Origin of the sequence: Laspinema palackyanum D2c (genome assembly GCF_025370875.1) — a bacterium.
GTDB lineage: Bacteria > Cyanobacteriota > Cyanobacteriia > Cyanobacteriales > Laspinemataceae > Laspinema > Laspinema palackyanum.
Genome location: NZ_JAMXFD010000040.1, coordinates 17,155 through 36,813 on the forward strand (window position 1 = coordinate 17,155; position 19,659 = coordinate 36,813).

At 48.0% G+C, this 19,659-nt stretch carries 18 protein-coding genes and 2 pseudogenes; 8 read left to right on the forward strand and 12 right to left on the reverse strand.

Features of this window, described 5'->3' with window-relative positions; genetic code table 11:
• The first annotated feature begins 1 nt into the window (after nucleotide 1).
• Nucleotides 2-1,084, forward strand: a complete 1,083-nt coding sequence (locus tag NG795_RS26460) for an RNA-guided endonuclease InsQ/TnpB family protein (protein ID WP_367291597.1) — start codon at nucleotides 2-4, stop codon at nucleotides 1,082-1,084.
• Between the two features lie 210 nt (nucleotides 1,085-1,294).
• Here the strand turns inward: NG795_RS26460 and NG795_RS26465 are convergent, their stop codons facing one another.
• Nucleotides 1,295-3,448, reverse strand: coding sequence for an energy transducer TonB (locus NG795_RS26465; RefSeq protein ID WP_367291598.1), 2,154 nt, complete (start codon nucleotides 3,446-3,448; stop codon nucleotides 1,295-1,297).
• Nucleotides 3,449-3,834: 386 nt separating this feature from the next.
• Between NG795_RS26465 and NG795_RS26470 the strand changes: the two genes are divergently transcribed.
• Nucleotides 3,835-4,536 (forward strand): esterase/lipase family protein, encoded by a 702-nt coding sequence (locus NG795_RS26470; RefSeq protein WP_367291599.1) that lies wholly within the window; start codon nucleotides 3,835-3,837, stop codon nucleotides 4,534-4,536.
• Between the two features lie 38 nt (nucleotides 4,537-4,574).
• On the opposite strand, the gene NG795_RS26475 is transcribed toward NG795_RS26470, so the two are convergent.
• Both NG795_RS26475 and NG795_RS26480 read right to left on the reverse strand, forming a co-directional pair.
• Nucleotides 4,575-6,500 (reverse strand): cation:proton antiporter, encoded by a 1,926-nt coding sequence (locus NG795_RS26475; RefSeq protein ID WP_367291600.1) that lies wholly within the window; start codon nucleotides 6,498-6,500, stop codon nucleotides 4,575-4,577.
• 496 nt (nucleotides 6,501-6,996) lie between these two features.
• Nucleotides 6,997-7,260 carry a hypothetical protein gene (locus tag NG795_RS26480; RefSeq protein WP_261200239.1) on the reverse strand — a complete coding sequence of 88 codons (264 nt, stop codon included), beginning with the start codon at nucleotides 7,258-7,260 and terminating at the stop codon, nucleotides 6,997-6,999.
• 610 nt (nucleotides 7,261-7,870) lie between these two features.
• Here NG795_RS26480 and NG795_RS26485 point away from each other — a divergent pair.
• Nucleotides 7,871-8,188, forward strand: a complete 318-nt coding sequence (locus NG795_RS26485) for a hypothetical protein (protein ID WP_367291601.1) — start codon at nucleotides 7,871-7,873, stop codon at nucleotides 8,186-8,188.
• Nucleotides 8,189-8,370: 182 nt separating this feature from the next.
• Here the strand turns inward: NG795_RS26485 and cruG are convergent, their stop codons facing one another.
• Nucleotides 8,371-9,549 (reverse strand): 2'-O-glycosyltransferase CruG, encoded by a 1,179-nt coding sequence (gene cruG / locus NG795_RS26490; RefSeq protein ID WP_367291602.1) that lies wholly within the window; start codon nucleotides 9,547-9,549, stop codon nucleotides 8,371-8,373.
• Nucleotides 9,550-9,749: 200 nt separating this feature from the next.
• Here cruG and NG795_RS26495 point away from each other — a divergent pair.
• Nucleotides 9,750-10,002, forward strand: a pseudogene (locus tag NG795_RS26495) (transposase); the annotation flags it as partial.
• 59 nt (nucleotides 10,003-10,061) lie between these two features.
• Here the strand turns inward: NG795_RS26495 and NG795_RS26500 are convergent.
• The 8 genes and pseudogenes from NG795_RS26500 to NG795_RS26535 form a co-directional block, all read right to left on the reverse strand.
• Complete coding sequence (locus NG795_RS26500; protein WP_367291603.1) at nucleotides 10,062-12,242, reverse strand: glycosyltransferase family protein; 2,181 nt, start codon at nucleotides 12,240-12,242, stop codon at nucleotides 10,062-10,064.
• Nucleotides 12,243-12,261: 19 nt separating this feature from the next.
• Nucleotides 12,262-12,438 (reverse strand): hypothetical protein, encoded by a 177-nt coding sequence (locus tag NG795_RS26505; RefSeq protein WP_367291615.1) that lies wholly within the window; start codon nucleotides 12,436-12,438, stop codon nucleotides 12,262-12,264.
• A 16-nt stretch (nucleotides 12,439-12,454) separates the two neighbouring features.
• A pseudogene (locus NG795_RS28475) lies at nucleotides 12,455-12,640 on the reverse strand (AAA family ATPase); the annotation flags it as partial.
• Between the two features lie 316 nt (nucleotides 12,641-12,956).
• Nucleotides 12,957-13,895: a gamma-carotene 1'-hydroxylase CruF gene (gene cruF / locus NG795_RS26515; RefSeq protein WP_367291604.1), complete on the reverse strand. Its 939-nt coding sequence runs from the start codon at nucleotides 13,893-13,895 to the stop codon at nucleotides 12,957-12,959.
• 110 nt (nucleotides 13,896-14,005) lie between these two features.
• Complete coding sequence (locus tag NG795_RS26520) at nucleotides 14,006-15,397, reverse strand: IS110 family transposase (protein ID WP_367291605.1); 1,392 nt, start codon at nucleotides 15,395-15,397, stop codon at nucleotides 14,006-14,008.
• Between the two features lie 345 nt (nucleotides 15,398-15,742).
• Nucleotides 15,743-15,985 carry a hypothetical protein gene (locus tag NG795_RS26525; RefSeq protein ID WP_367291606.1) on the reverse strand — a complete coding sequence of 81 codons (243 nt, stop codon included), beginning with the start codon at nucleotides 15,983-15,985 and terminating at the stop codon, nucleotides 15,743-15,745.
• 398 nt (nucleotides 15,986-16,383) lie between these two features.
• Nucleotides 16,384-16,698 carry a hypothetical protein gene (locus NG795_RS26530; RefSeq protein WP_367291607.1) on the reverse strand — a complete coding sequence of 105 codons (315 nt, stop codon included), beginning with the start codon at nucleotides 16,696-16,698 and terminating at the stop codon, nucleotides 16,384-16,386.
• Nucleotides 16,698-17,312 carry a hypothetical protein gene (locus NG795_RS26535; protein WP_367291608.1) on the reverse strand — a complete coding sequence of 205 codons (615 nt, stop codon included), beginning with the start codon at nucleotides 17,310-17,312 and terminating at the stop codon, nucleotides 16,698-16,700. Before NG795_RS26535 ends, NG795_RS26530 begins: the two co-directional genes overlap by 1 nt.
• A 186-nt stretch (nucleotides 17,313-17,498) precedes the next feature.
• Here NG795_RS26535 and NG795_RS26540 point away from each other — a divergent pair, with 186 nt between their 5' ends.
• The 4 genes from NG795_RS26540 (at nucleotide 17,499) to NG795_RS26555 (ending at nucleotide 19,324) form a co-directional block, all read left to right on the forward strand.
• On the forward strand, nucleotides 17,499-17,768 hold the full coding sequence (locus NG795_RS26540) for a helix-turn-helix transcriptional regulator (RefSeq protein WP_367291609.1): 270 nt from the start codon (nucleotides 17,499-17,501) through the stop codon (nucleotides 17,766-17,768).
• A gap of 73 nt (nucleotides 17,769-17,841) precedes the next feature.
• Nucleotides 17,842-18,045 carry a hypothetical protein gene (locus tag NG795_RS26545; protein ID WP_367291610.1) on the forward strand — a complete coding sequence of 68 codons (204 nt, stop codon included), beginning with the start codon at nucleotides 17,842-17,844 and terminating at the stop codon, nucleotides 18,043-18,045.
• A 2-nt stretch (nucleotides 18,046-18,047) separates the two neighbouring features.
• A complete protein-coding gene (locus NG795_RS26550) occupies nucleotides 18,048-18,338 on the forward strand; it encodes a hypothetical protein (RefSeq protein ID WP_367291611.1) in 291 nt (96 codons plus the stop codon).
• A gap of 2 nt (nucleotides 18,339-18,340) precedes the next feature.
• On the forward strand, nucleotides 18,341-19,324 hold the full coding sequence (locus tag NG795_RS26555; protein ID WP_367291612.1) for a hypothetical protein: 984 nt from the start codon (nucleotides 18,341-18,343) through the stop codon (nucleotides 19,322-19,324).
• Nucleotides 19,325-19,659: the final 335 nt, after the last annotated feature.

Genomic DNA, 19,659 nt, shown 5'->3' on the forward strand with positions numbered 1-19,659 from the left:
AGTGTGGCGTAAATGGCGGGCAGCTTGTCGGTACTGCTACAATCAAGCAATTGCATTGAGTAAAAGTGGTGAACGATTAAGTAAGCTAAAGTTACGCAATCGGATAATGCAAAGTGACTTACCCGAGTGGGTCAAGGAAACACCCTGTCATATCCGGCAAAATGCTATCTTTGATGCACATTTAGCTATAACCGCCAGCAAGGATGCCAGGTTCAGAAGTTGTCGAGATAGGTCTGAGGCGATTAAGTTTAACAACACCAACTTTTCAGCAGAAACTTGGTATCCAAGGCTAACGAAAGGACTCTCTTTCGCAGCTTCAGAACCATTTCCCGAGAACTGTGAACAAGGAACTCAATTAGTCTTTGTCAAAGGAAGATGGTTTGCTGTTTTCCCTGAACCCGTCGCCATAACCCCAACTGAATCCACTGGAGTGGTCGCCTTAGACCCAGGTGTTAGGACTTTTATGACTGGGTTTGATGGCAATAAATTCTTGGAGTTTGGCTCTGGGGATATTGGGCGCATTACTCGGCTATGTCAATACCTGGACGATTTGATGAGCAGAATTGTCAAAGAACCCAACCCAAAAAGACGACGAAGGATGAGGAAAGCAGCCCATCGGATGAGAGTCAAAATCCGTAACTTAATTGATGAATCGCACAAACAAACTGCTCATTACCTGACCCGCAATTACAGCCTGATTTTCTTGCCCACCTTCGAGACGAACCAAATGGTTGCCAAGGCAGTACGGAAAATCAGGTCTAAGACAGCCAGAGCAATGTTAACTTGGGCGCATTATCGATTCAAGCTAACGCTAAAACATCAATCTGAAATAACTGGAACCACGGTTGTAGATGTGACCGAAGAATACACTAGCAAAACCTGTACTCATTGCGGTCATGTTCAACAACAGCTAGGTGGCTCCAAAGTGTTCCGATGTCCTGAGTGTGGCTTGACTCTCCCACGGGACTGGAACGGCGCTTTTGGGATTTTCCTAAAAGCCTTGCGGGATACCGCCTCTATCACCTTCAACGGTAATAGTGCCATCGCTGCATTGTCCGGAAATACCCGGATAAATGTCGCGTAAATGTATCAGAATAAGGGAACTTTTTTTTATTGCTGGGAGGGGCTTTCCGGCTCCCCCTTCCCTACGAGGGAAGGGGGTTGGGGGGTTAGGTCTTCCTGATAACCAACAGAGTCCTCAAGGGTGAGGCTATACAAAGAAAGCCCGTACTTCGACCCTTCGACGGGGCTCAGAGCTCAGTAGACGCCTGCGCGGGCTAATAGGGAATTGGGGTTAAATTTCAGGATCGCTTTCTTCCTCATCGGCGATCGCCTCCTCAGATTCCCCCTCCATCTGTGCGGCATCTTCCTCCGGTTCTGACTCCGGTTCTGACTCCAAGTTATCCCCATCTACAGGTTCCCCGCCTTCTGCCTCCGATGCCTCCGGAGTGGGCAACTCCTGGGAGTCTTCCGTCGGGGTACTCTCCAATCCGTCCGGAGTCAATCCCTCCTCTTCCTCCATTTCTGGCGTTTCTACAGGTTGGATGGGCTCATCTTGCGGCTGAACCTGTTCCGGAACCGACTCTTCTTGCACAGGTTCTGGTTCCACAGCTTCCACAGGGGCAGCCGGTTCCTCTGGGGTTGGACCTGGTACTGGCGCTGGGGCCGGTTTAGCTTGGGGTGCTACATTCACCGGCTTTGAGGGTTCCCCTTCCGGTGATGGGTTCCGCAGTTGTTGGGGTCTACTTGCCGGGGGCTGTTCGATCCGCAAGGTGGGATTGCCCTCTGTGGGTCTTACATCCAACTGCGGAGTGGGATTTTCTCCCGAGGGTCTTACATCCAACTGGGGAGTGGAATTTTCTCCCGAGGGTCTTACATCCAACTGGGGAGTGGAATTTTCTTCCGAGGGTTGGGGATTATTCAACTCTGGTTGCGGAGTTTGTACCGGAGGTGTGGGGGTCGTCCCTGGGGACGGTCCATTGGTACAGAGTTGAGGAGCATACTGAAACTCAAAGGCATACTGGTGTACTGTCGGTTCACTCACGGGAGCAAACCTCATGTCTTGGACAAATTTTCGAGCAAAGCTATCGAGAATGTCCTGTCCACTTCCCAGTAAGCGCCGGGGTCCATCAATAATTTGTCCGTCAGGATTGACCAACACCCCAAACAGAGCACGCCCTTCTAACTTTTGGGGGCAAGCTTCGAAGGGATATTGGTTCGCTACGGCGATCGCTTTGTTGGTCCTGACTTCGCCGTATTGGGATTCTAAGTTCTCCACCCACTTAGCATAAGCCTCGAACCCTTCCAACATGGCATTTTGGCGATCGTTCACCAACCCCGTAGGATTCTCCCGGTTATCTTCTCCTGTGATTTTGGCCCACAGTTCGCGAACGCTCTCGGGATCCGTCCCAACTTTATCAGGAACCGTCGCACCCTCCTGGGGGCGATCGCTCGGTGTGGGAACATTGGAAGGAACCACGGCTTGAGCGCCCTCCTCAATTCCATCTTGTGCACTGTTTCTCGGTTCAGTCTGCAAATCAACCGCACGTCCAATCTGCTGCGATTGAGGGCCAGTGGCCGCCGGTCCCATCCCCGGATTTACATCACCGGGTAATGTAGCCGATGGGCTAAATCCGGGCGGGGGTGAGGGATTGGCATTGTCTGAACGGGCGATCGCCTCTGGCCCTGGGACATTTTCTGGGATAGGAATGTCTGCGAATTCCGAGGCATCCGTCTCTTCGTTCATACCACTGAAAGGTCTTTGCTGATTCTCAGAAGCGGGGAAACTCCCCTGGGGAGGGGGCGGAACATCTTGCAATCTGAATTCCTGCGGTGGCGGTGGCGGGATCTGACGATTTTGTTCAGCTATCAGTCTTTGTTGCCGTTCTCGTTGCTCAATTTCTCGCTCGATTTGGGCGCGTTCTAATCTTTCTAATGCCAGTAACTGCTCGATCGCCATACTATTCGACGACCCCGAAGGCTGAGGATTCGTTAACCTCTCACTAAACCCGTTGGGGGATTGATAATCCTGCAAGGAGGGCAGGGGGGTTTTCAGATCTCTCAACGAAGGTGCAGGAGGAAGATCTAACGGCAGATCATATAACGGGTTACCGGGCGGCAGAGTCAGGGGTTCAAGCCCTAATTTGCCGGGGGAAGGGGGCAGAGGTCCTAATTCTGGCAACGCGGCTAAGGGTTCCGAAGAGGAGTTCAGACTGCCGGACCCCGTAGCTTGTGGCGATGAAAAATCGGGGAGGCGGCTGATTTCTTCCGGAGTCAGGTTGACCAAATCCACCGTCGTCCAGGGATTAGGTTCATTTTTGCCGCTAAAGGGCAAGCGGTCCCAGCTTATACCAACCAGTCCGTGGATGCCCACAGAGGCCAAAACTGCCACGACGGTTGGCTGAGATAAGAGGTCAATCAGGGAGTTTTTCGGCAAAGAATAAGACATGGCAGGTAAGCTTAGGTCTAGACGGGCAGACTGCGATTGTGATGCAGCAGTTTCACACCGCCTGCCGCGTTAATTCAGACATTCGATGCCCCCATCAACCCGGATATGATAACACTGATGACTGACTTTCGTCTGCGGCAAGACAATAGAAATTGCCAGAAGAGGTGAGCACTTGATCCCTACAGATCCCGATTTCGATTTAAAAGTTGCAGTGTGATTCTGGAGGGAAACTCGGTGGTGCAACTTATCCAGAAATTAAAGGGCATTATCCCTCCTGTTCTTTCTGCTATGGCTTTATTCTGCCCGTTGATTTTCCCGCTATCCCGATTTGCCGGTACAATCTAATCGTTAAATCTCCTTCAGTCTCGTGCCATCCCCCATCCACCATGCCCTTACCGACCGTCATTTTACCGGGTTTTTTCGCCGATGCTTATGAATATCGGGAGTTTGAACGCTTACTCAACGAACAGGGATTTCCCGCCCGCTTAGTCCCCCTGCGTAAGCGAGATTGGGTCCCCACCATTGGCGGACGCTCGATCGCCCCGATTCTCAGCCAACTCCATGCCACCGTCCAGCAAGCTTTACAGGACTTTAACGCTGAGAAAGTTAACTTAGTCGCTCATTCTGCTGGGGGATGGATTGCCCGGATTTACCTGGGAGAAAAACCCTATATCATTCATGGGGATGTTGACGAATCGGCTCAGTTATGGTATGCAAATCCCTTCGTCAGTACCTTAATTACCCTGGGCAGTCCCCATATCAGTCAGGAACGCTGGACCCTCAAAAATTTAGATTTTGTTAACACCGCTTATCCTGGGGCATTTTACCCCAACGTCCGTTATGTCTGCTTGGCGGGAAAGGCGATTTATGGTGCCCGCAAGCGGGGACAATGGTTAGCCCATAATAGCTATCGGATCACCTGTGGCATCGGGGAAACTTGGGGAGATGGGATTACCCCGATAGAAGCGGCGCATCTGGTGGGGGCGGAAAATATTGTTTTAGATGGGGTGATGCATTCTCCGCGATCGCCCTCGAACTGGTACGGGTCCCCAGAAATCTTACCCCATTGGGTCTCCTATTTAGAATAAAACAGGATTCACCATCCAGACCCCAGGCGAACCCTGATTTACTCGGCCGAAACCTTTTCCAGGGTCTCCTCCAACGCCAGGGACGAAATCGGCACTTCCTCCACCGTGGGCAACTTTTCCAAAGTCAGACGAGACTGACTCGACCCAGACAGTCGCTTCAAAAGCTTGGGTTTCGGATCATAGAGCAGATAAATAATCACATCTCCCGGTTGCCAAGTATCGGTTGCTGAGACCACCAAAAGCTGTTTTTCTCGTTCAATTAACAAAGGGATTAAATCTCCAGAGCGAATTAAGGCTTGCAAATGAGCCTGTTGAAAGGCACAGCTAGGCTCTTTAAGCACTGTTTCCCCCAATTTGACCTGAGAATCGCTCAGATAATCGTTCCAAGTTTTCAGTTGAAGTTCGGGGATAAAAGCGTGTTGAATTTTATTAGTCTTACTTCCCGCCTTATTCCCTTGCGGGTCAATGGGAAACAAGGCTAACACCCGAGGTGGAGAAAACTCCTCTGCGGTGCGTTGTGCCAAGACTCGATTCACCTCCCCATTGCTGGTCATGGCTAGGAAGGTCCCCATCGAAGCCAGTCCAGCTTCTTCTAACACTTCGGTATCGAGGGCCGAGCTTAAAAAGACGGGCAAATCTTCCCGTTCTGCTTCTTGACAGGCTTCTGGATTGGTATCCAGAATCACCACGGTTTCACCTCGTTCTTTAAAGAGTCGGGCAATTAAGCGACTTAAGGGATTAGAACCGACAATCACGGCACCCGTAGCTTTAGTGGACATCAAACCCAGGAGTTTGGCGACGGAACGGGCGGTGAGACCTTGCAAAACCACGGTCAAAATAATGGTTAGGAAGACGAGGGCTTTGATGGAATCTCCCCCGTTAATCCCGCGATCGGTCAGTAAAATTGCAAACAAAGAGGCGATCGAAGCAGAAACAATGCCTTTGGGTGCAATCCAGCTCACGAACAATTTCTGACGCCAGTTAAGCCCACTATTAATCGTACAAAGCCAGACATTAATCGGACGCACGACTAACATCAAAACAGCAACGGTAACGACACTCCCCCAACCTAGAGCGACCACACTAGCCAGGGATAAATCTGCTGCTAAGAGGATGAATAAAACAGAAACGGCTAAAATCGTCAACTGACCTTTAAACCGGCGCAGCAGTCTTTCATCGGGCACGGCAGAGGCGCGCAGGACAATGCCTGCGACTACGGTTGCCATCAGCCCAGACTCCCCTCGGATCTCTTGAGCGAGGCCAAATAAGCCCCAGAGTCCGGCTAAAACGACTAGATTTTTCAGGTCCTCGGAGAGAAACTGAGCACGTTTGAGGAAATAGCCCAGAGTCCAACCGCCCAAGGCCCCGATCGCACTGCCAATCCCCAGACGAAGGGACAACCCAGCAATCAACCGGAGTGGGTCAGCATCGCCATTTAAAATCACATCTAGGACTAAGACGGCCAGAATTGCCCCAACTGGATCGATGAGTACCCCTTCGCCTTCGAGCAATGCGGCGACGGAACGCTCAACTTGGACCTGTTTGAGTAAGGGTCCGATGACCGTGGGTCCGGTGACGACAACTAAGGCGGCATATAAAAATGAGATGGACCAGGGAAATTCACTGAACGCATGAGCGGCAATGCCTCCCCCAATCAGGGTAATCAGGGTGCCAATGGTGACGAGGTTCCGCAGACTACCGGAGACTTTATCCAGTTCTTTGAGTTCGAGGTTCAGACCCCCCTCAAACAAGATTAAGGCGACGGAAAGGCTAACAATGACTTCGAGTCCATCTCCGAGGAGGTTCGGATGCAGTAAGCCGAAACCATCAGGACCCAAAAGAATGCCAAACAGCAGCAAAAAGACGATACCTGGAATTTTTAGGTAGTCCGCCAGAACTTGAGCTCCAATCCCTGCAATGACTGTTAAGACAATCAGCAGGGTAATATCAAAAGGCATTTCCATAGGCTTGTGTGATAAGAGCGAACGAGCTTTCGGTGATTTGGCCCGATCGTCAAATGAGGATGATATGGGTTGTCCTGGAAGGGGGCCGCTTTCAAAGGGGCGATCGCACCGCATAAACAGCGATATCCGGCTATTCAAGGGACAATGTTTGGCTCAATTCTGTGTTTAGGCACCCAGGGGGCAACCTTCTATCCTCAAAGCCGGTTCTAAAAGAGGGGAATTGATTTGAGTCGAGTTGAGGGCAACCTTCAAACCGGCAGATGGGATGGGATTTTTGACAAGGAAAAACCCTGAGATGGGATTTTGAGTCAGATATTGACCACCAGGATATCACATCTGCTGGGGTTTCTGGCAAGGGATTAGGAGCCGGGCTCAATGGACCCCGGGTTGGAGGGGATGGATCATCTAAGTCTTGGTCCGTTCTAACCCACAGCGATCGCCCCCTCAGTGAAACTAAGGGGGCGTGGGAAGAGGCTCAGGCTGAATTCCCGGGTCTTTATTCTTCGGCAAAGCTGCGATCGACACTCGACAGAAACACGGGTTCCACCCGAATGCCTAAAATCGTAGCGGGTCGCACGACCATATACTCTCCTTGAGCAGTTTTGATGGGCACGTTGATAAACTCTTTTCCGTCGGAGTTGGGGACCAATACCCCTTGATACCATTTCTGGAACTCTTGGATCGTGGAAAAACGCACCTGTTCCTTGTGTCCACCCTCGATCAGGAGGGAAACGCCTATATAATCTGGGGTTCTCGGCATACGGCAAGAATTATCCTCAAAGCACCGAGATTATTATGAGTGTTCAAGGGGGCAATTTCATCGGTGTTTTCAGAAACTATCCGGATCCCTCACCTTTCCCAATTCATCTACAGCCCACAAACTTCCCTCTCACAGGCTCCCAAACTCGTTCTCTTTCCCCGTTCGTAGTAACGCCTTCAGGCGTTCTCTTATCTGAAATTCGTAGTAACGACTTCAGTCGTTCTCTTTCCCAGTTCGTAGTAACGATTATCGAACCTTTCTAAGCGGACTCAAAGCGATCGCCTTACCCGAAAAAATCCCCCCAAAATCTCAAACCAACCCTCTATCCCCTCCAAAAAGAAAAATCCGCTTTAAAATTCCCCATTGCCGACATTGCAGCAAACCGATATAAAAACTACAGGAATTTTCCCTTTAGCAGAGAATGAGTTGAGGCCATTCCATCAGCCAGAACCCTTATATTTGCTTCTCTTATCACTCGTATTAGAATTCCTGTTTAAATCAAGATTTCATAACAAAACTTTCCCCCTAGGGACGGGTAGATTTACCCAAGCTAGTAAAGGCGCTAGAATAAACCCAAAGTTCTGACCTTCTGACCTCGGAGTTGGCTTATATGGACACAACTGCCCATTCCACTACTGAATCCCTTGACAACTTACCCCGTGAGGTGAGGGTCACTCAACTTCAATATCTGATGCAAACCCTGGAAATCGCCGATCGCATCGCCACCAAAGGCTATCTGATCACGAGTTCCGAACTAGCCGACCTGATGGATGTCAATGCCAGCGCCGTCACCAGTCGCGGCGACAACTGGCCTTGGCGTAACTGGATCGTCTCCCGAGTGCGACGAGAAGGAAACCAAATTCTCTGGCAACTAGAACGAATTGATTTATTTAACGGATCCGCTGAGGATGATGGGGCCGCAGAATAACTCCGAATCAACGATTCGTGATGGGTTTCTCAATCAAAGCTCTACTGTCCGGGCTCTTGTGTTCCGGTTTTAGAGGCCAGGGTCAAGCCTCATTTTCTATCTTTGGTTAGATCATGCCATATCCTCAACCCAAGCTCCCCCTGAAGGCCCAGCCTTCGGGGAACTTCTCTCATCGTTTTAGCCTATTGGGGTCCATACTGTCGTCCGCGCCACTGAGTCGGGGTGTGAATTGCGGACAGAATAATTCTCAACACCGCCAGAGGGTCAGCTAGAGGAGACAGCCAAAATAACCAGGCTGCTGTTTTTGGGGCCTGGGTCCGGTCATAAGAAGGGGCGATCGCCAAATTCAAAGCAAACCGAATCCCCAGCAAAAATAAATTTAATCCCAACAGCAACCGCGACCCTTCCAACCCCAATAACAAATACCCCAACACCACCAACAGGGGTAACCCTTGCACCGCCAGCAAAAACCAAACATCTCCCCAAGTTTGACCCCATGACGCCGCATCCTTGAGGTCCAAACTACGCCCCCACTCTCGCCAAGTTTCTGCCGCCCCCTCATACATCCGCACCTTAATCACCTTAGCCCCATCCATAAACCCAACCTTAAACCCAGCCTGGGCAATATTTCGGGCCAAAGTAACGTCATCACAAAACGACTGACGGGCGCTCTTATAACCCTCCACTGCCGCCAAAACCGATCGCCGACAGAGAAAGCATTGACCATTCGCCATCACCCGTTCCGCTGAACTCGCCTCAGTATTCGTCGGACCAAAGCGATAGACCAAAGTCATCAATAGCGCCGGTTGTAGCACCATTTCCCCGGCCTCCTTGAGAATAAACTGAGGGGAAAATGACACCAAATCATACCCCTCCGCCTCTGCCGCCTGCACCACTGCCGCCACCAAACCGGGGTGAGGTTGGGTATCGGCATCGATGCCTAAAAACCAGCGACTCCCGGAGGAACTCGACAAAAATCCATGATTCAAAGCCCAAGGACGGCCCACCCAATCCCCCGGCAAAGGGTCATCAGTCACCAACCGAATCCGGGGGTCCTTTTCCGCTGCCGCTTTGACTAAATCTTGGGTGCCATCGGTGGAGTTACTATCCACAATGATAATTTCCCGCACTTCATAACTTTGCCGAGTTAATCCAGCGAGACAAGGGGAGAGGCGATCGCGTTCATTTAAAGTCGGCACCACCACACTAACAGCCCCATACATCTCCTGAGTCGGTGTAGTTGGTTCAATTGGTGGCTGCCGAAACGCCCCTTTAATCAGCCGAGAAAGCAGAATCGCCGTCGCAGGCAACTGCAACAGTAACAGAAGGGTTGATAAAATAGAGAGTGACAAATCAGACAAAATATGATAAAGAAGCAATTCAGATAAAGGAGAGGCGATCGATAGTTACCAGCGATCGGGAGATCTCCGACAATCTTTACAGGGTATCACTTTAAGCTTCTTCTCTCAACAATACCTTCGCCAAAAAAAGGGAGGGCCAACGTAGTACAATTGTTGTTTACTACAACTACAATTGAAATCTACATTAGCATAAGAAAGAGATCTTACCAATTTTACAGTGCCTTAGCCCAGTTATAGGGACCACAAGTGTAGGTCAGTTAAACCGGATAGCCAAAGCCATACTGGCAATGGAGGGCCGAGTGACCATGTTGGGAATTTCTCGGTGGACCCCAGGTGGGGGCAGTTATCGCACAGTACAACGGTTCTTTCACACGGTTTTACCCTGGGCCATAATGTTGTGGGTATTTTTTCGTTCTTCCTTTGTTCAACAAAGATGACATTTATTTGCTCGCTACGAGAAGCGATCGCACTTCATCGGAGTTCGAGCGTGATTCCAGGAAAAATGGCCTCATCTACTTAAATACCGTACGGCTAAAGCTTGTTAGATCGTAGAGTTGCATATTTTCCATTTCTAGACTGGCGAGAGTGTTTGCATTTTCATGCTCCCACTGAATTCGACCGCACACGTATGACGAAATTGCTTGCCACTGCATTTGACTAATCCTTGGCAACATAAAAATTTCTGCACCTTCATTCAAAATATCTAGATTTTCTTCTAACATTAAGGTCAGTGCAATTTCCGAAATAATTTCTTCTGGACTGATTTCAGATTCTTGCGGAAAGTTACTTACGTCCACCAGTAAATTCATGTCTTCTCTATCCGGATGAGTCGCAATTGATCGCAGTACATCGCCTAAAAATTCCCCGATCGCTTCTTCCGGTTGAGTCCAGTCTATAAAAATAGCAAGGTTAACTTTTTTCAGTTTCAGGTTTTTGACAAAATCCTCTAAAGACCCTTCCTTTCTACTTTCCGGCTTAATAACTTTTAAAATCGCTCGAACGTGAACTCCTCCATCATCGGATTCTTGTTGCGATAAATTAATTAGGCTATATTCCCCTTTAAAGCCATAGCTTTTACATAAATCTAGATACGCGGGAAATTCATTACAGTAATACTTAAAAGAATTAATATTCCAAAAGCTGACATGAGTAGGATCTTGAAAAGCTCCTCTACCGTCTGTTGAAGGAACCCAAATATCTACGATCGCTTCTGGTTTACCAATTCGCCAAATTTCATTCATTGTATGAATGCGATCGCTCAAGTGTTCAATAACATCATAAGCTCTTATTTCATCTATACTATTATTCTGAAATGGAAATTGCCGAGTTAGATCTGCCACCACATCTACACCTTCCCAATCGTAGATATCTACTCCCAAAAAACCCTCTGCCTTGCGAGGGCCGCATCCTAAATCTATCCGGATTACCTCCGATTCCGAACTAGGCATCTGATTCAACTTTGACATCATATCTCTTACCACATTTTCATACCTATAATTACTAATTACATCTTGATGTAGCTGTTCGGCAATCTCTTGCCTTTCGGTTTCGTGAGTTAAATAGTAATCAATTTTATAATTAAGTTCTTCAATCGTTCTGTAGGATATTTCTTGATGTACCGATGTCACCTTTTTTAAATCATTTTTCCAGTCGGTGAGGATAAATCCTCCCGCTGCACCTACATCTATGACTCGGTTAACCACCGCTTCATCAAATTGCAAAGAAGTAATGTTTAAGTTTATTTTTGAATTTTCATAAATATATTGAGATTCAGCATAATCTTTGGTCGGGGGATGATATTTTACGCCGTTTTTTTCGATGTTTCTATTCTCGGATAATCCAGAAATATATCCCGGATCGCCTCCCACAATATCGACTTCAAATTCATCATTTATTCTTTGAATCAATTCTCCTCTAAAAAATGGGGTCAATATTCCGAGAACATAAACATAATAAAACTTTTTTTCAAAAAACTTTAAACTAGACGTTGACCCAACTATCTGACTGGCAAGATCGTGAGCATAATTTTCCGTTTTTCTATCATGTTTAACTAAACGATTCCAAAATTCAGCAGCCACCCTGTGAAAGCAAGGAGCTTTTAAAATTTCTTCGGTGCTTTTATATATCTCGGCAAAACTAGGTAGAACATGACCCACGAAGGAAATATTATACTCATAGTCTTTTTCATCTTTTGCGTAATCGCTCCCAAACTCTGAAGCGTGAAAAATAGGATAAACTCGCTCAAATCCCATTAACCTTAAATCTATAACATCGTTACACTCTAGACAAAAATGCCAACTTCTATCTTTCACATTCTCTACTGCTTGATAGTAGGCTTTGAAACCGCCTTGTCCCACGAGGAAACTACAGCCACTTCGATCATGATAAACAAAAATTAGATTGGAGGGAATTACCTCAAACACAAATTGTTTGATTTCTCTAATATAAGATTTCAATATTACGGAATTAGAAAATAAAAAGCAATAATCAATTTCATTAATTTCAAAATTCTTAAATAAATTTTTCCGAGCTTCCTCATCACTTTGATATTGAGTGGGGTCGAAATAGAGGACTTTATGTCCTAGTGTTTCTAAAGCATCCTTAAACCCACGAGTGATGCGTTGATAGATTGGAGTAGGCGATCGCTCAATTAAAAAAGTGTAACTCTGTCTAGCTTGCGGTTCGATTTCCATAAAACATCGCTCCCCGGATCTATCTGTTTCTCTTGACTCTATCATACATCATCGGTGGTATCGTCAACCCCTTCAACGCTTCCTCTTTCTCCGCCTCACTCAATTCCTTACCTTGCACCAACAAGCCAAACCCTCCCAACCCCCTCGGATCGATCGCCTGATGCAAGACTTCCCGCCAATAGATGGCGAATGTCAAAAAACCGTTCCCGCTGATTCAGATCATTCTCTTCCCATTCTAAATATTCCCCTCTTCTGTTCATCACATTGCCGAAGGCCTCGACAGTGCGGCGAGAGCAGAGCAATTCAACGGCTTCTAAGATAGAGGTTTTACCGCTGTTATTTTCCCCAACTAATAAATTGATTCTATAGCCTTTCTCATCTCCATAAGGTACAGCGATGGTGGCCCCAAACCCCTCTCCTAGAACGGGAGAGGGGCTTTGAAAAGTACCTCATCAGTCCGGGAAACGCTATACCCAGGTTTTCTAGTTTAAAGGATTGGAATCCTCTAAAATTTTCAAGGGCTATGTTTTTAAACATAATTTATGTTTAGTAAGGAATACAAGGAAACTATAAACAATAAGGATAAAGTCAGTGATTAACCATAAATAAAGCAAAGTTATAAATCTTTCGTAAATCCATCGCTATTACTGGACTAAAAAAGGTGCGCTATGGTCGGACCATAACACACCTTTTAATTTTACAAGCAATGGAGGGTTATTTGGCGGCGACTTCTACGGGGGGGAGGGAGACTTGAGAGAGGGTGTTTGGCGCAATGGGCTCGATCGCCTCTTCAATTTCTGCTGCTTCCAGAGGAGAGGCAATCCACCATAACACCACTGCCGGAACCACTCCCAGAACCATGCTGAGTAAGGTGGGAATCACGAAGCGTGAATCTAATGCAACTAAGGTGATAATCGCACCAAAGGCAAAGTTAACAATGTAGGTGATTAACGGTAATCCTAATTGTGAACGGGATAATCTAATCGGTGCTTTACCCCAGAAGAAGGCGGCAACACTCATGAAGATTGCGCCGGTTCCCATCCATCCGGTGAGGTTGCGGTAAGGCATTCCGAAAAAGGCTCCTTCTTCTTGGAATTGCCAGAAGGGGAATTGGGTTTGACTCATGGCGGGGTCGAGTACGAAGTCCCAGGCGGTGAGGAGGAGTGCACCGATCGCGATCGCCCCAACCTGTCTAACCCAAGTAGGCAGTTGAATCGATTCTAATCCCGCCCGCGCTAAAACATAGCAGACGAGTCCCATATAAAACCAGGACAGGGGAATCGTAAAGGGCACTAATCCGGCAATTTTATAGCCTAAGCCACTCAAATATTGATAATGTCCGAAGGGGAATCCGGTACTGGTCCCCAGCAGTTCACTTCCGAGGGATAAGACGACTGCAGGAACCATAAAGGTTAACCACAATCGCGTTCCTAGTTCTCTATAAGCATAAAGGGCGACTGCTACAGCCCCTAAGATGATATAGGAGACTCCCCCTCCAGCCATGCTCCATTGGAAGACTTTCTGGCCGAATTCGGACAGGTTGACGATGAATTCGGGATTGGGTAATACCAGCAGCAGTCCGGCAAGTCCAAAGGCCATTGATAGGGTATGGCTAATCAGGCACAGACGTTCAGCAGTTACAAGTTGCTTCATGGGAATCTAAAATATTCTGATATTCAGAAAACGCTTCTATTTAGTCAGAATAGCATTAATTAAAAGGACCCTCTTACTGGTTTAAGAGGGTCCTTTTAATCTTTACCGGGTCAATCCTTGGGGTGCAAAATTGCCATCAGTTCGTTGAATAATAACTCAACTCCCTTTGCTGCGGTTTGACTTACTATCAGCTTGCCGAATCGCTTTTTAACCTCACCCTTTTTTAAGGGTTCCGGTCCCTTGCCATCGGTTCCCAGTAATGCGGGTAAGTCGAGAGCGAGGGTTAGATTTGCTTCTACTTGACGGACGATCGCAGGTGAAAGCAGGGGACCTAGCTGGGTTCTGAGAGTTGCGATCGCATCTTGCTGCTGTTTTTCTAGCAACCGGGAATGGTAGATCTCAGGGTTATCGTTATATTGCCGAGTCCTGGAATCATAGAAGTCAGCGAGTTGTTTTGCGATCGGCGTATCGGGTCGGGTCCTCTTCACTGCGATCGCAGTTACCACCCATAAATAGAGCATTTGACGAGATATCTTGGATCCGCTCTTACGGGTCCTCTCCTTATCTCCTGATGAATCTTCTACCCCCCCGTACCCTAATCGCTGTTTAAAACGGGCTCGCCAATTGCGATAACTCCCGGAACCCAGGAAACGCTCGATCGGGTAAATCTGGGAGATGACCCAACACTTAACCCGTAGACCCATCCCTAGATCGTCCATCACTTGATTGTAAGGTTTGAACTCAGGGCGTTTTAAGAGGGTCGCCAATTCTTCCTCAATCTGAATTTCCCAGTCAGTTAGCTGACAGAGTTGCATCGCTAAGTTACGGGAAAAATCTGATATCTCAACACCATAAGCAGGGGCGATCGAGATCTCGTAAAGTTTTTCATAATATCCCTGATGCTTTTTGAGGTTGCGTTCCCTCCCCGCAATAAAACACCATAAGGGGACCTGTCCATCTCTTCCCCGTTGGGAATCTTTCAAAGCAGCCTCTGGGAACTCCCGAGCTAACTGCTGTCTTAATCGGTTGATAATCGGACTCTGGATCCGGTTTAGATTTTGCAGTTGTAGGCAAGCTTCCCGCATTGGCACGATAAAATTCTCATGCTCATATCCCAAAAATGCCTCTGGGTAGTTCAAATAACTCAGGGCATAGGCGGCGAGTGCCAGCGCGTCAGCCGCATCATTTTTATCTGGCAATTTTTTAGACTTTCGGAACGCTGCTACTTCGGAGTGACCCACCCAGAGGATTTTAACCCCGTGGCTTCTGAGTATCCGTGCCCAGATCCATGAATAATGCACCCCCGTGGGTTCCATCACGACACAATCAGGGTTAAGTTCTAGCAATTCTTTAATCCCATCCCGGTTAGAATACAACCGAGGGAATGATTCCTTATTTTCCTTAAAGTAACGTTTGAGGTCAAACGGAGCTTCAGTCAGCGAGCAAGCTACGACGTTATCCTTACTAACATCTAGCCCAATGACTATCGGTTTCTCATTCATAAATTTTCGAGGTGGTTTCTGGGAGTGTTTGCACAAATCTCCCCCTCTGTTTTAGGGCCACGAATCTCCCGAACGGTTGCAATTCTATTTCAAGCCTCTAAAGGGGAACGCTGCTATGGTGGCAATAACCTGACCCACGAAGCGTTAAAACTTAAGTAGTTCACTTCATATTCAAGGCCCTGAGTTATTGCCTAGCAGCACCGGGTTTTAATCCGGTACGGAATGATTGCGCTTCCATTCCGCGATCCTCCCTTTGGGGGAAGATTTCGATCCATAGGAAGCCAAGGATCAGGCGATCGCCATCAGTGCGATCGCCTCTGGCAGATGCCAGTCATCAGGCGGTAATTAGGGGATAACGATCTGAGAGATCCGTTGTTGCATTGCCTCTTGACACTCAACAAGGGATTGTGCAAGCGCTAACGCTTGATCACCCTCAAAAATCGAAGCTTCACCGTTTGACCACTTAACGACAAGATGACCTAGTTCATGGAAGAACTCTGCATCACAAATTTGAGCTAGATTCACCCAACGGTTGCCGGGTAAAAAAACCATCCAAGTGCTAGGTACTTTCACAATTGTTGTAGTCATGATAGGATTAGATTTAGGAAAGCGAATTGATTTACTGGGGACCCGTCGAGTCGGGTCCCTTTCCCCGTTTTAGTCCCGGTTAAATTTTGGGACGGTATGCAACTTTTAGATTGCGATTAGGGTAGAGGCGTCGATATGCACAAAGGACGTTATCTACCTCCTTTCTTTTAGCGAGTTGAGCATGAATCACTTCTGAACCCTTGTCATCAGTAGAGATAACAAGCCAAGGATAGAAGGAGTCTTTTTTAGGGTTATATTCTCTCATCGGAATTATGCCTCAGTTGAGTCTATAAGTACAGAGTGAGATAGGCTAGGCAAGGATTTTAGGCCGAAAGTGCTATGATGTATAGCAGCGTTATTGCGGGATAATCAACCCCTAGAATCGACGCTTTTATGACTCATCTTTTAGAGTAAAAGTGACTAACTATTGCTGCCTTCTCATGATGAGAAAGGGTAGATGCTTCATTGCAGGCGGCGGTCAAAAAAGAGGCTTGGACTTCCTCTGTTGTCATCTGCAAAAGTTTAGCGAGTGCCTCTGACAACCTTAGAATTGCAATGAGTTGAATAGCGGTGAACTCAAATTCATTCCCCTGCACTTCAACGGGAATCATAGCTTCTAAACTGACCTCTAATCCTTCCGATTGCATCGCCTCTACAAATCGGTTGAAATCTTCGAGGGTCCCCTTAAAATGAGTGACATAATCTGGGTTCATTAGCTTAACCCCCTGGCTTGATTAGGGTGAGTTAAGACGTTCTGAATTCGAGACCCGGGAAATGATGAGTTTATCCCGTGGCTAGATTTTGGGTATCGGTCAATTATGCCCGGGTCATGACCGGAGGATATTCGATTGATGCCATTGGCATGACCCGGGCATAACCCGGGCATAACCCGAGGATACTCGCAGGATATTCGCGGCATAACCGGGGGATGACCCGGGGATAACCCGGGGACCCCATTAGGATAACTCTGGGATAACTCTGGAATAACTAGGGAACTCTCGTACAGATCAGTTTTCCCAGCAGTCTGTAATACCTGGGAAGAGTCTGGGTTGATCTGGGATACCGGGGACAGATCTGGGTGGATCTGGGTAGATGCGATCGCCTCTGGGGAAGTCTCGGCTCGATCGCCATCCAATTCCTCAGTAGGGGCCTCTAGTAAGTTTTCTTCCATCATTGACTCAATGCTGTCTAAGACGCTGTAGACATAAGCGATTAGGTCAGTCTTGCGAGTGTAACGGGAATAGCCGGTGATCTCGTTATCGCGGCAAAACTGCTTAATCGCCGCGATCGTCATGCCCTGTAACTCAGGGCGCGAATAGGTGCTCATTTTTATCATCTCTCCAACGAAAAGTGATATAGACAGAGGAAGGAGCAGACCGCAGAGAAGCACCCTGATTTAATGGAGCGACTTGCGATCTGTCCGTTCGTTTGGCTTTCCAAGTCTCATTTTGAGACATCATATCTGATTTGTCAAGTATGAGTTCTCAATTTGAGACATTATTATGTTAAAGTGATGTCAAGAAAAGCTCGCAGACAGGACGGTGATTCACCTTTGGAGGATTTACGGTTAGAACGGACCGAACTAACTCAGGATGAATTTTGCGTGATGATCGGGATCCCTCGTGCCACCTATCAAAGATGGATCAAGGGGCAGACAGACGCGAAACCAACGATAAAACAACTCAAAACATTAGCCCGGATTCTGAAGATCGAGCGGATCGATGAATTGCCGGATGACTTCGGACCGAGAGGGCGATCGCACTCGGAAGATGACACCCAATAAAAATAGACCCTCTGTCGTTTGTGACAGAGGGCCCTTTTAGATTGAGGTAAAGACTGAGGAGGATTTTAGAGCAATGCTAGGGAACGAACCGGGTCAAGACATTAGACCCCTTCATCAAGTTAATGAAGAACACGAATTAGATACCCTTTGGGAAGTCTACGAATGTCCCCAGTGTCAGGGGGGGTTGATTCATTGGGAATCACCCGATGGGGATGAAGGGGTGGATGTTTGTGACGAGTGCAGCGGTAGCGGATTTTTGGCAGTGAGGAGGGGTTGATTATGTCAGAATGCCCACGGTGCAACGATTACGGACATCTCTTTGACATCGTTTGCGGGATGGTCAATTGTCCAGTTTGTGCTCCGAATGAAAGGGTTTGTGCCAATTGCGGGGGAAGTTTAGAACCCTTCGAGTCGAACCCTTGTGCTTGGTGTCGAGATGAAGATGGGGAGGATATGGAAAAAATTCAGGTTTCCCCAAAAACTCGCATTGCTGGTTACAGAACGCTCACCTGGGAGCAATTCTGTCAAGCGTCTGAATCGGAGTTACAGGCTGATAGTTGCGAGGATTAGCTATGGGTCCAAATCAGCTTGACCTATTTGACCTCGAAAAATACTCATCCCCCTCTACCGATGGAAAACCGGACTGGTTTTACGACACGGTAGAAGGGGATGCGATGGAACCCTCTGAAAGCCCAAAAAAAGGGGATAGTGCTTTAGAGCAAACTGATCCGCAAGGGGTGGAAACTGTAGGACCGTTACCCGCTATAGTATCCCTTCCTTTAATGCAAATCAACCCACCCGAGAAAATCACCGGCGGGGGAAATTCAACGCCAGGGGAGGAAGCTATCCCCGGGGACCCGAAACCCTTCTACAGCAAGGATAAAAATCTCAACAGCACCGGCGACGGCGATGAGTCTATTGGTGGCGATCGCACCGGCGGGGGAAATTTAGGACAGACCGCCAAAGGCGATCGGCATATCACCGGCGATCGCACCGGCGCGGATCAGAACTCTGAAAATTTGGGGATGCTAGGGAACGTCAGTGGCGATCGGTCCTGTTCTATAGCATCAGACTCAACCCCTTTGACAGTAGAGCAGGGGAAGGCGTTCTGGGATGATCTGATTTTTGGCCGAAAAGCCAAAATTCCCGAGAGAGTCGCTGAAACAACTCCCGGGAACTCAGGCGATCGCACTCCCAAGAGGGGGAGACAGATCGGGGTGCAATCAGATGATTTTACCCCAGATGTAGCGTTGATGGAAGCTGCTGACAACGCTATATCTAGCGAAAATGCGGCGAGTTCAGACAACCGGCAACACAACGGAAAGCCCGGGGCGTCTGGATGGATTGGACGGCAGTACAAATATCGAGATCATCTTGGTAAGAGTCGAACGAGTAGCCACTGGATGCCCGGATGCGCGGGACCTTACTACCATTACCAGTGGAGAGAGGGGGACAGGGTGACCACGATTTACCTACCCCGAAAAAAACTAGAGGCGGTTGAGAATGCGATCGCCCGTCGGGAATCAGTCAACGCAATCTTAATGATGTTGGGTTGAGTTGCGATCGCCCTCCTCCTCCCCCTCGATGTTCTATAGCATTGCCCTCTTTTTCCCCTCCCCTTCAATGCTATAGAACAGGGGCGAGGGGAAGGGGGAGGGTTTTAGTTGCGATCGCCGGTGAAATTCCCCCGGCGCGATCGCAACTCAGACTCAACTCAAGCTAAATTCAACCATTCATTGAGGAGGATCCAACCTAACGGGGATAGATTCCCCAGATTATCCGGCCACAAATTCCGTTTGTTAGGGTCAAGAAATCTGAAGGGGTGACAAGAAGGCCAAAAGGCTTACCCCTTGTCGGTTTGGGCCATTTGTAGTATAAGAAAAAGAGGTCA

Coding starts and splice junctions, on each gene's coding strand:
- NG795_RS26500 (WP_367291603.1), bottom strand. CDS start 12,242: ATGGAAATCGAACCGCAAGCTAGACAGAGTTACACTTTTTTAATTGAG.
- NG795_RS26475 (WP_367291600.1), bottom strand. CDS start 6,500: ATGGAAATGCCTTTTGATATTACCCTGCTGATTGTCTTAACAGTCATT.
- NG795_RS26525 (WP_367291606.1), bottom strand. CDS start 15,985: ATGACTACAACAATTGTGAAAGTACCTAGCACTTGGATGGTTTTTTTA.
- NG795_RS26480 (WP_261200239.1), bottom strand. CDS start 7,260: ATGCCGAGAACCCCAGATTATATAGGCGTTTCCCTCCTGATCGAGGGT.
- NG795_RS26555 (WP_367291612.1), top strand. CDS start 18,341: ATGGGTCCAAATCAGCTTGACCTATTTGACCTCGAAAAATACTCATCC.
- NG795_RS26540 (WP_367291609.1), top strand. CDS start 17,499: ATGTCAAGAAAAGCTCGCAGACAGGACGGTGATTCACCTTTGGAGGAT.
- NG795_RS26465 (WP_367291598.1), bottom strand. CDS start 3,448: ATGTCTTATTCTTTGCCGAAAAACTCCCTGATTGACCTCTTATCTCAG.
- NG795_RS26550 (WP_367291611.1), top strand. CDS start 18,048: ATGTCAGAATGCCCACGGTGCAACGATTACGGACATCTCTTTGACATC.
- NG795_RS26470 (WP_367291599.1), top strand. CDS start 3,835: ATGCCCTTACCGACCGTCATTTTACCGGGTTTTTTCGCCGATGCTTAT.
- NG795_RS26545 (WP_367291610.1), top strand. CDS start 17,842: ATGCTAGGGAACGAACCGGGTCAAGACATTAGACCCCTTCATCAAGTT.
- NG795_RS26535 (WP_367291608.1), bottom strand. CDS start 17,312: ATGAGCACCTATTCGCGCCCTGAGTTACAGGGCATGACGATCGCGGCG.
- NG795_RS26485 (WP_367291601.1), top strand. CDS start 7,871: ATGGACACAACTGCCCATTCCACTACTGAATCCCTTGACAACTTACCC.
- NG795_RS26520 (WP_367291605.1), bottom strand. CDS start 15,397: ATGAATGAGAAACCGATAGTCATTGGGCTAGATGTTAGTAAGGATAAC.
- NG795_RS26530 (WP_367291607.1), bottom strand. CDS start 16,698: ATGAACCCAGATTATGTCACTCATTTTAAGGGGACCCTCGAAGATTTC.
- cruF (WP_367291604.1), bottom strand. CDS start 13,895: ATGAAGCAACTTGTAACTGCTGAACGTCTGTGCCTGATTAGCCATACC.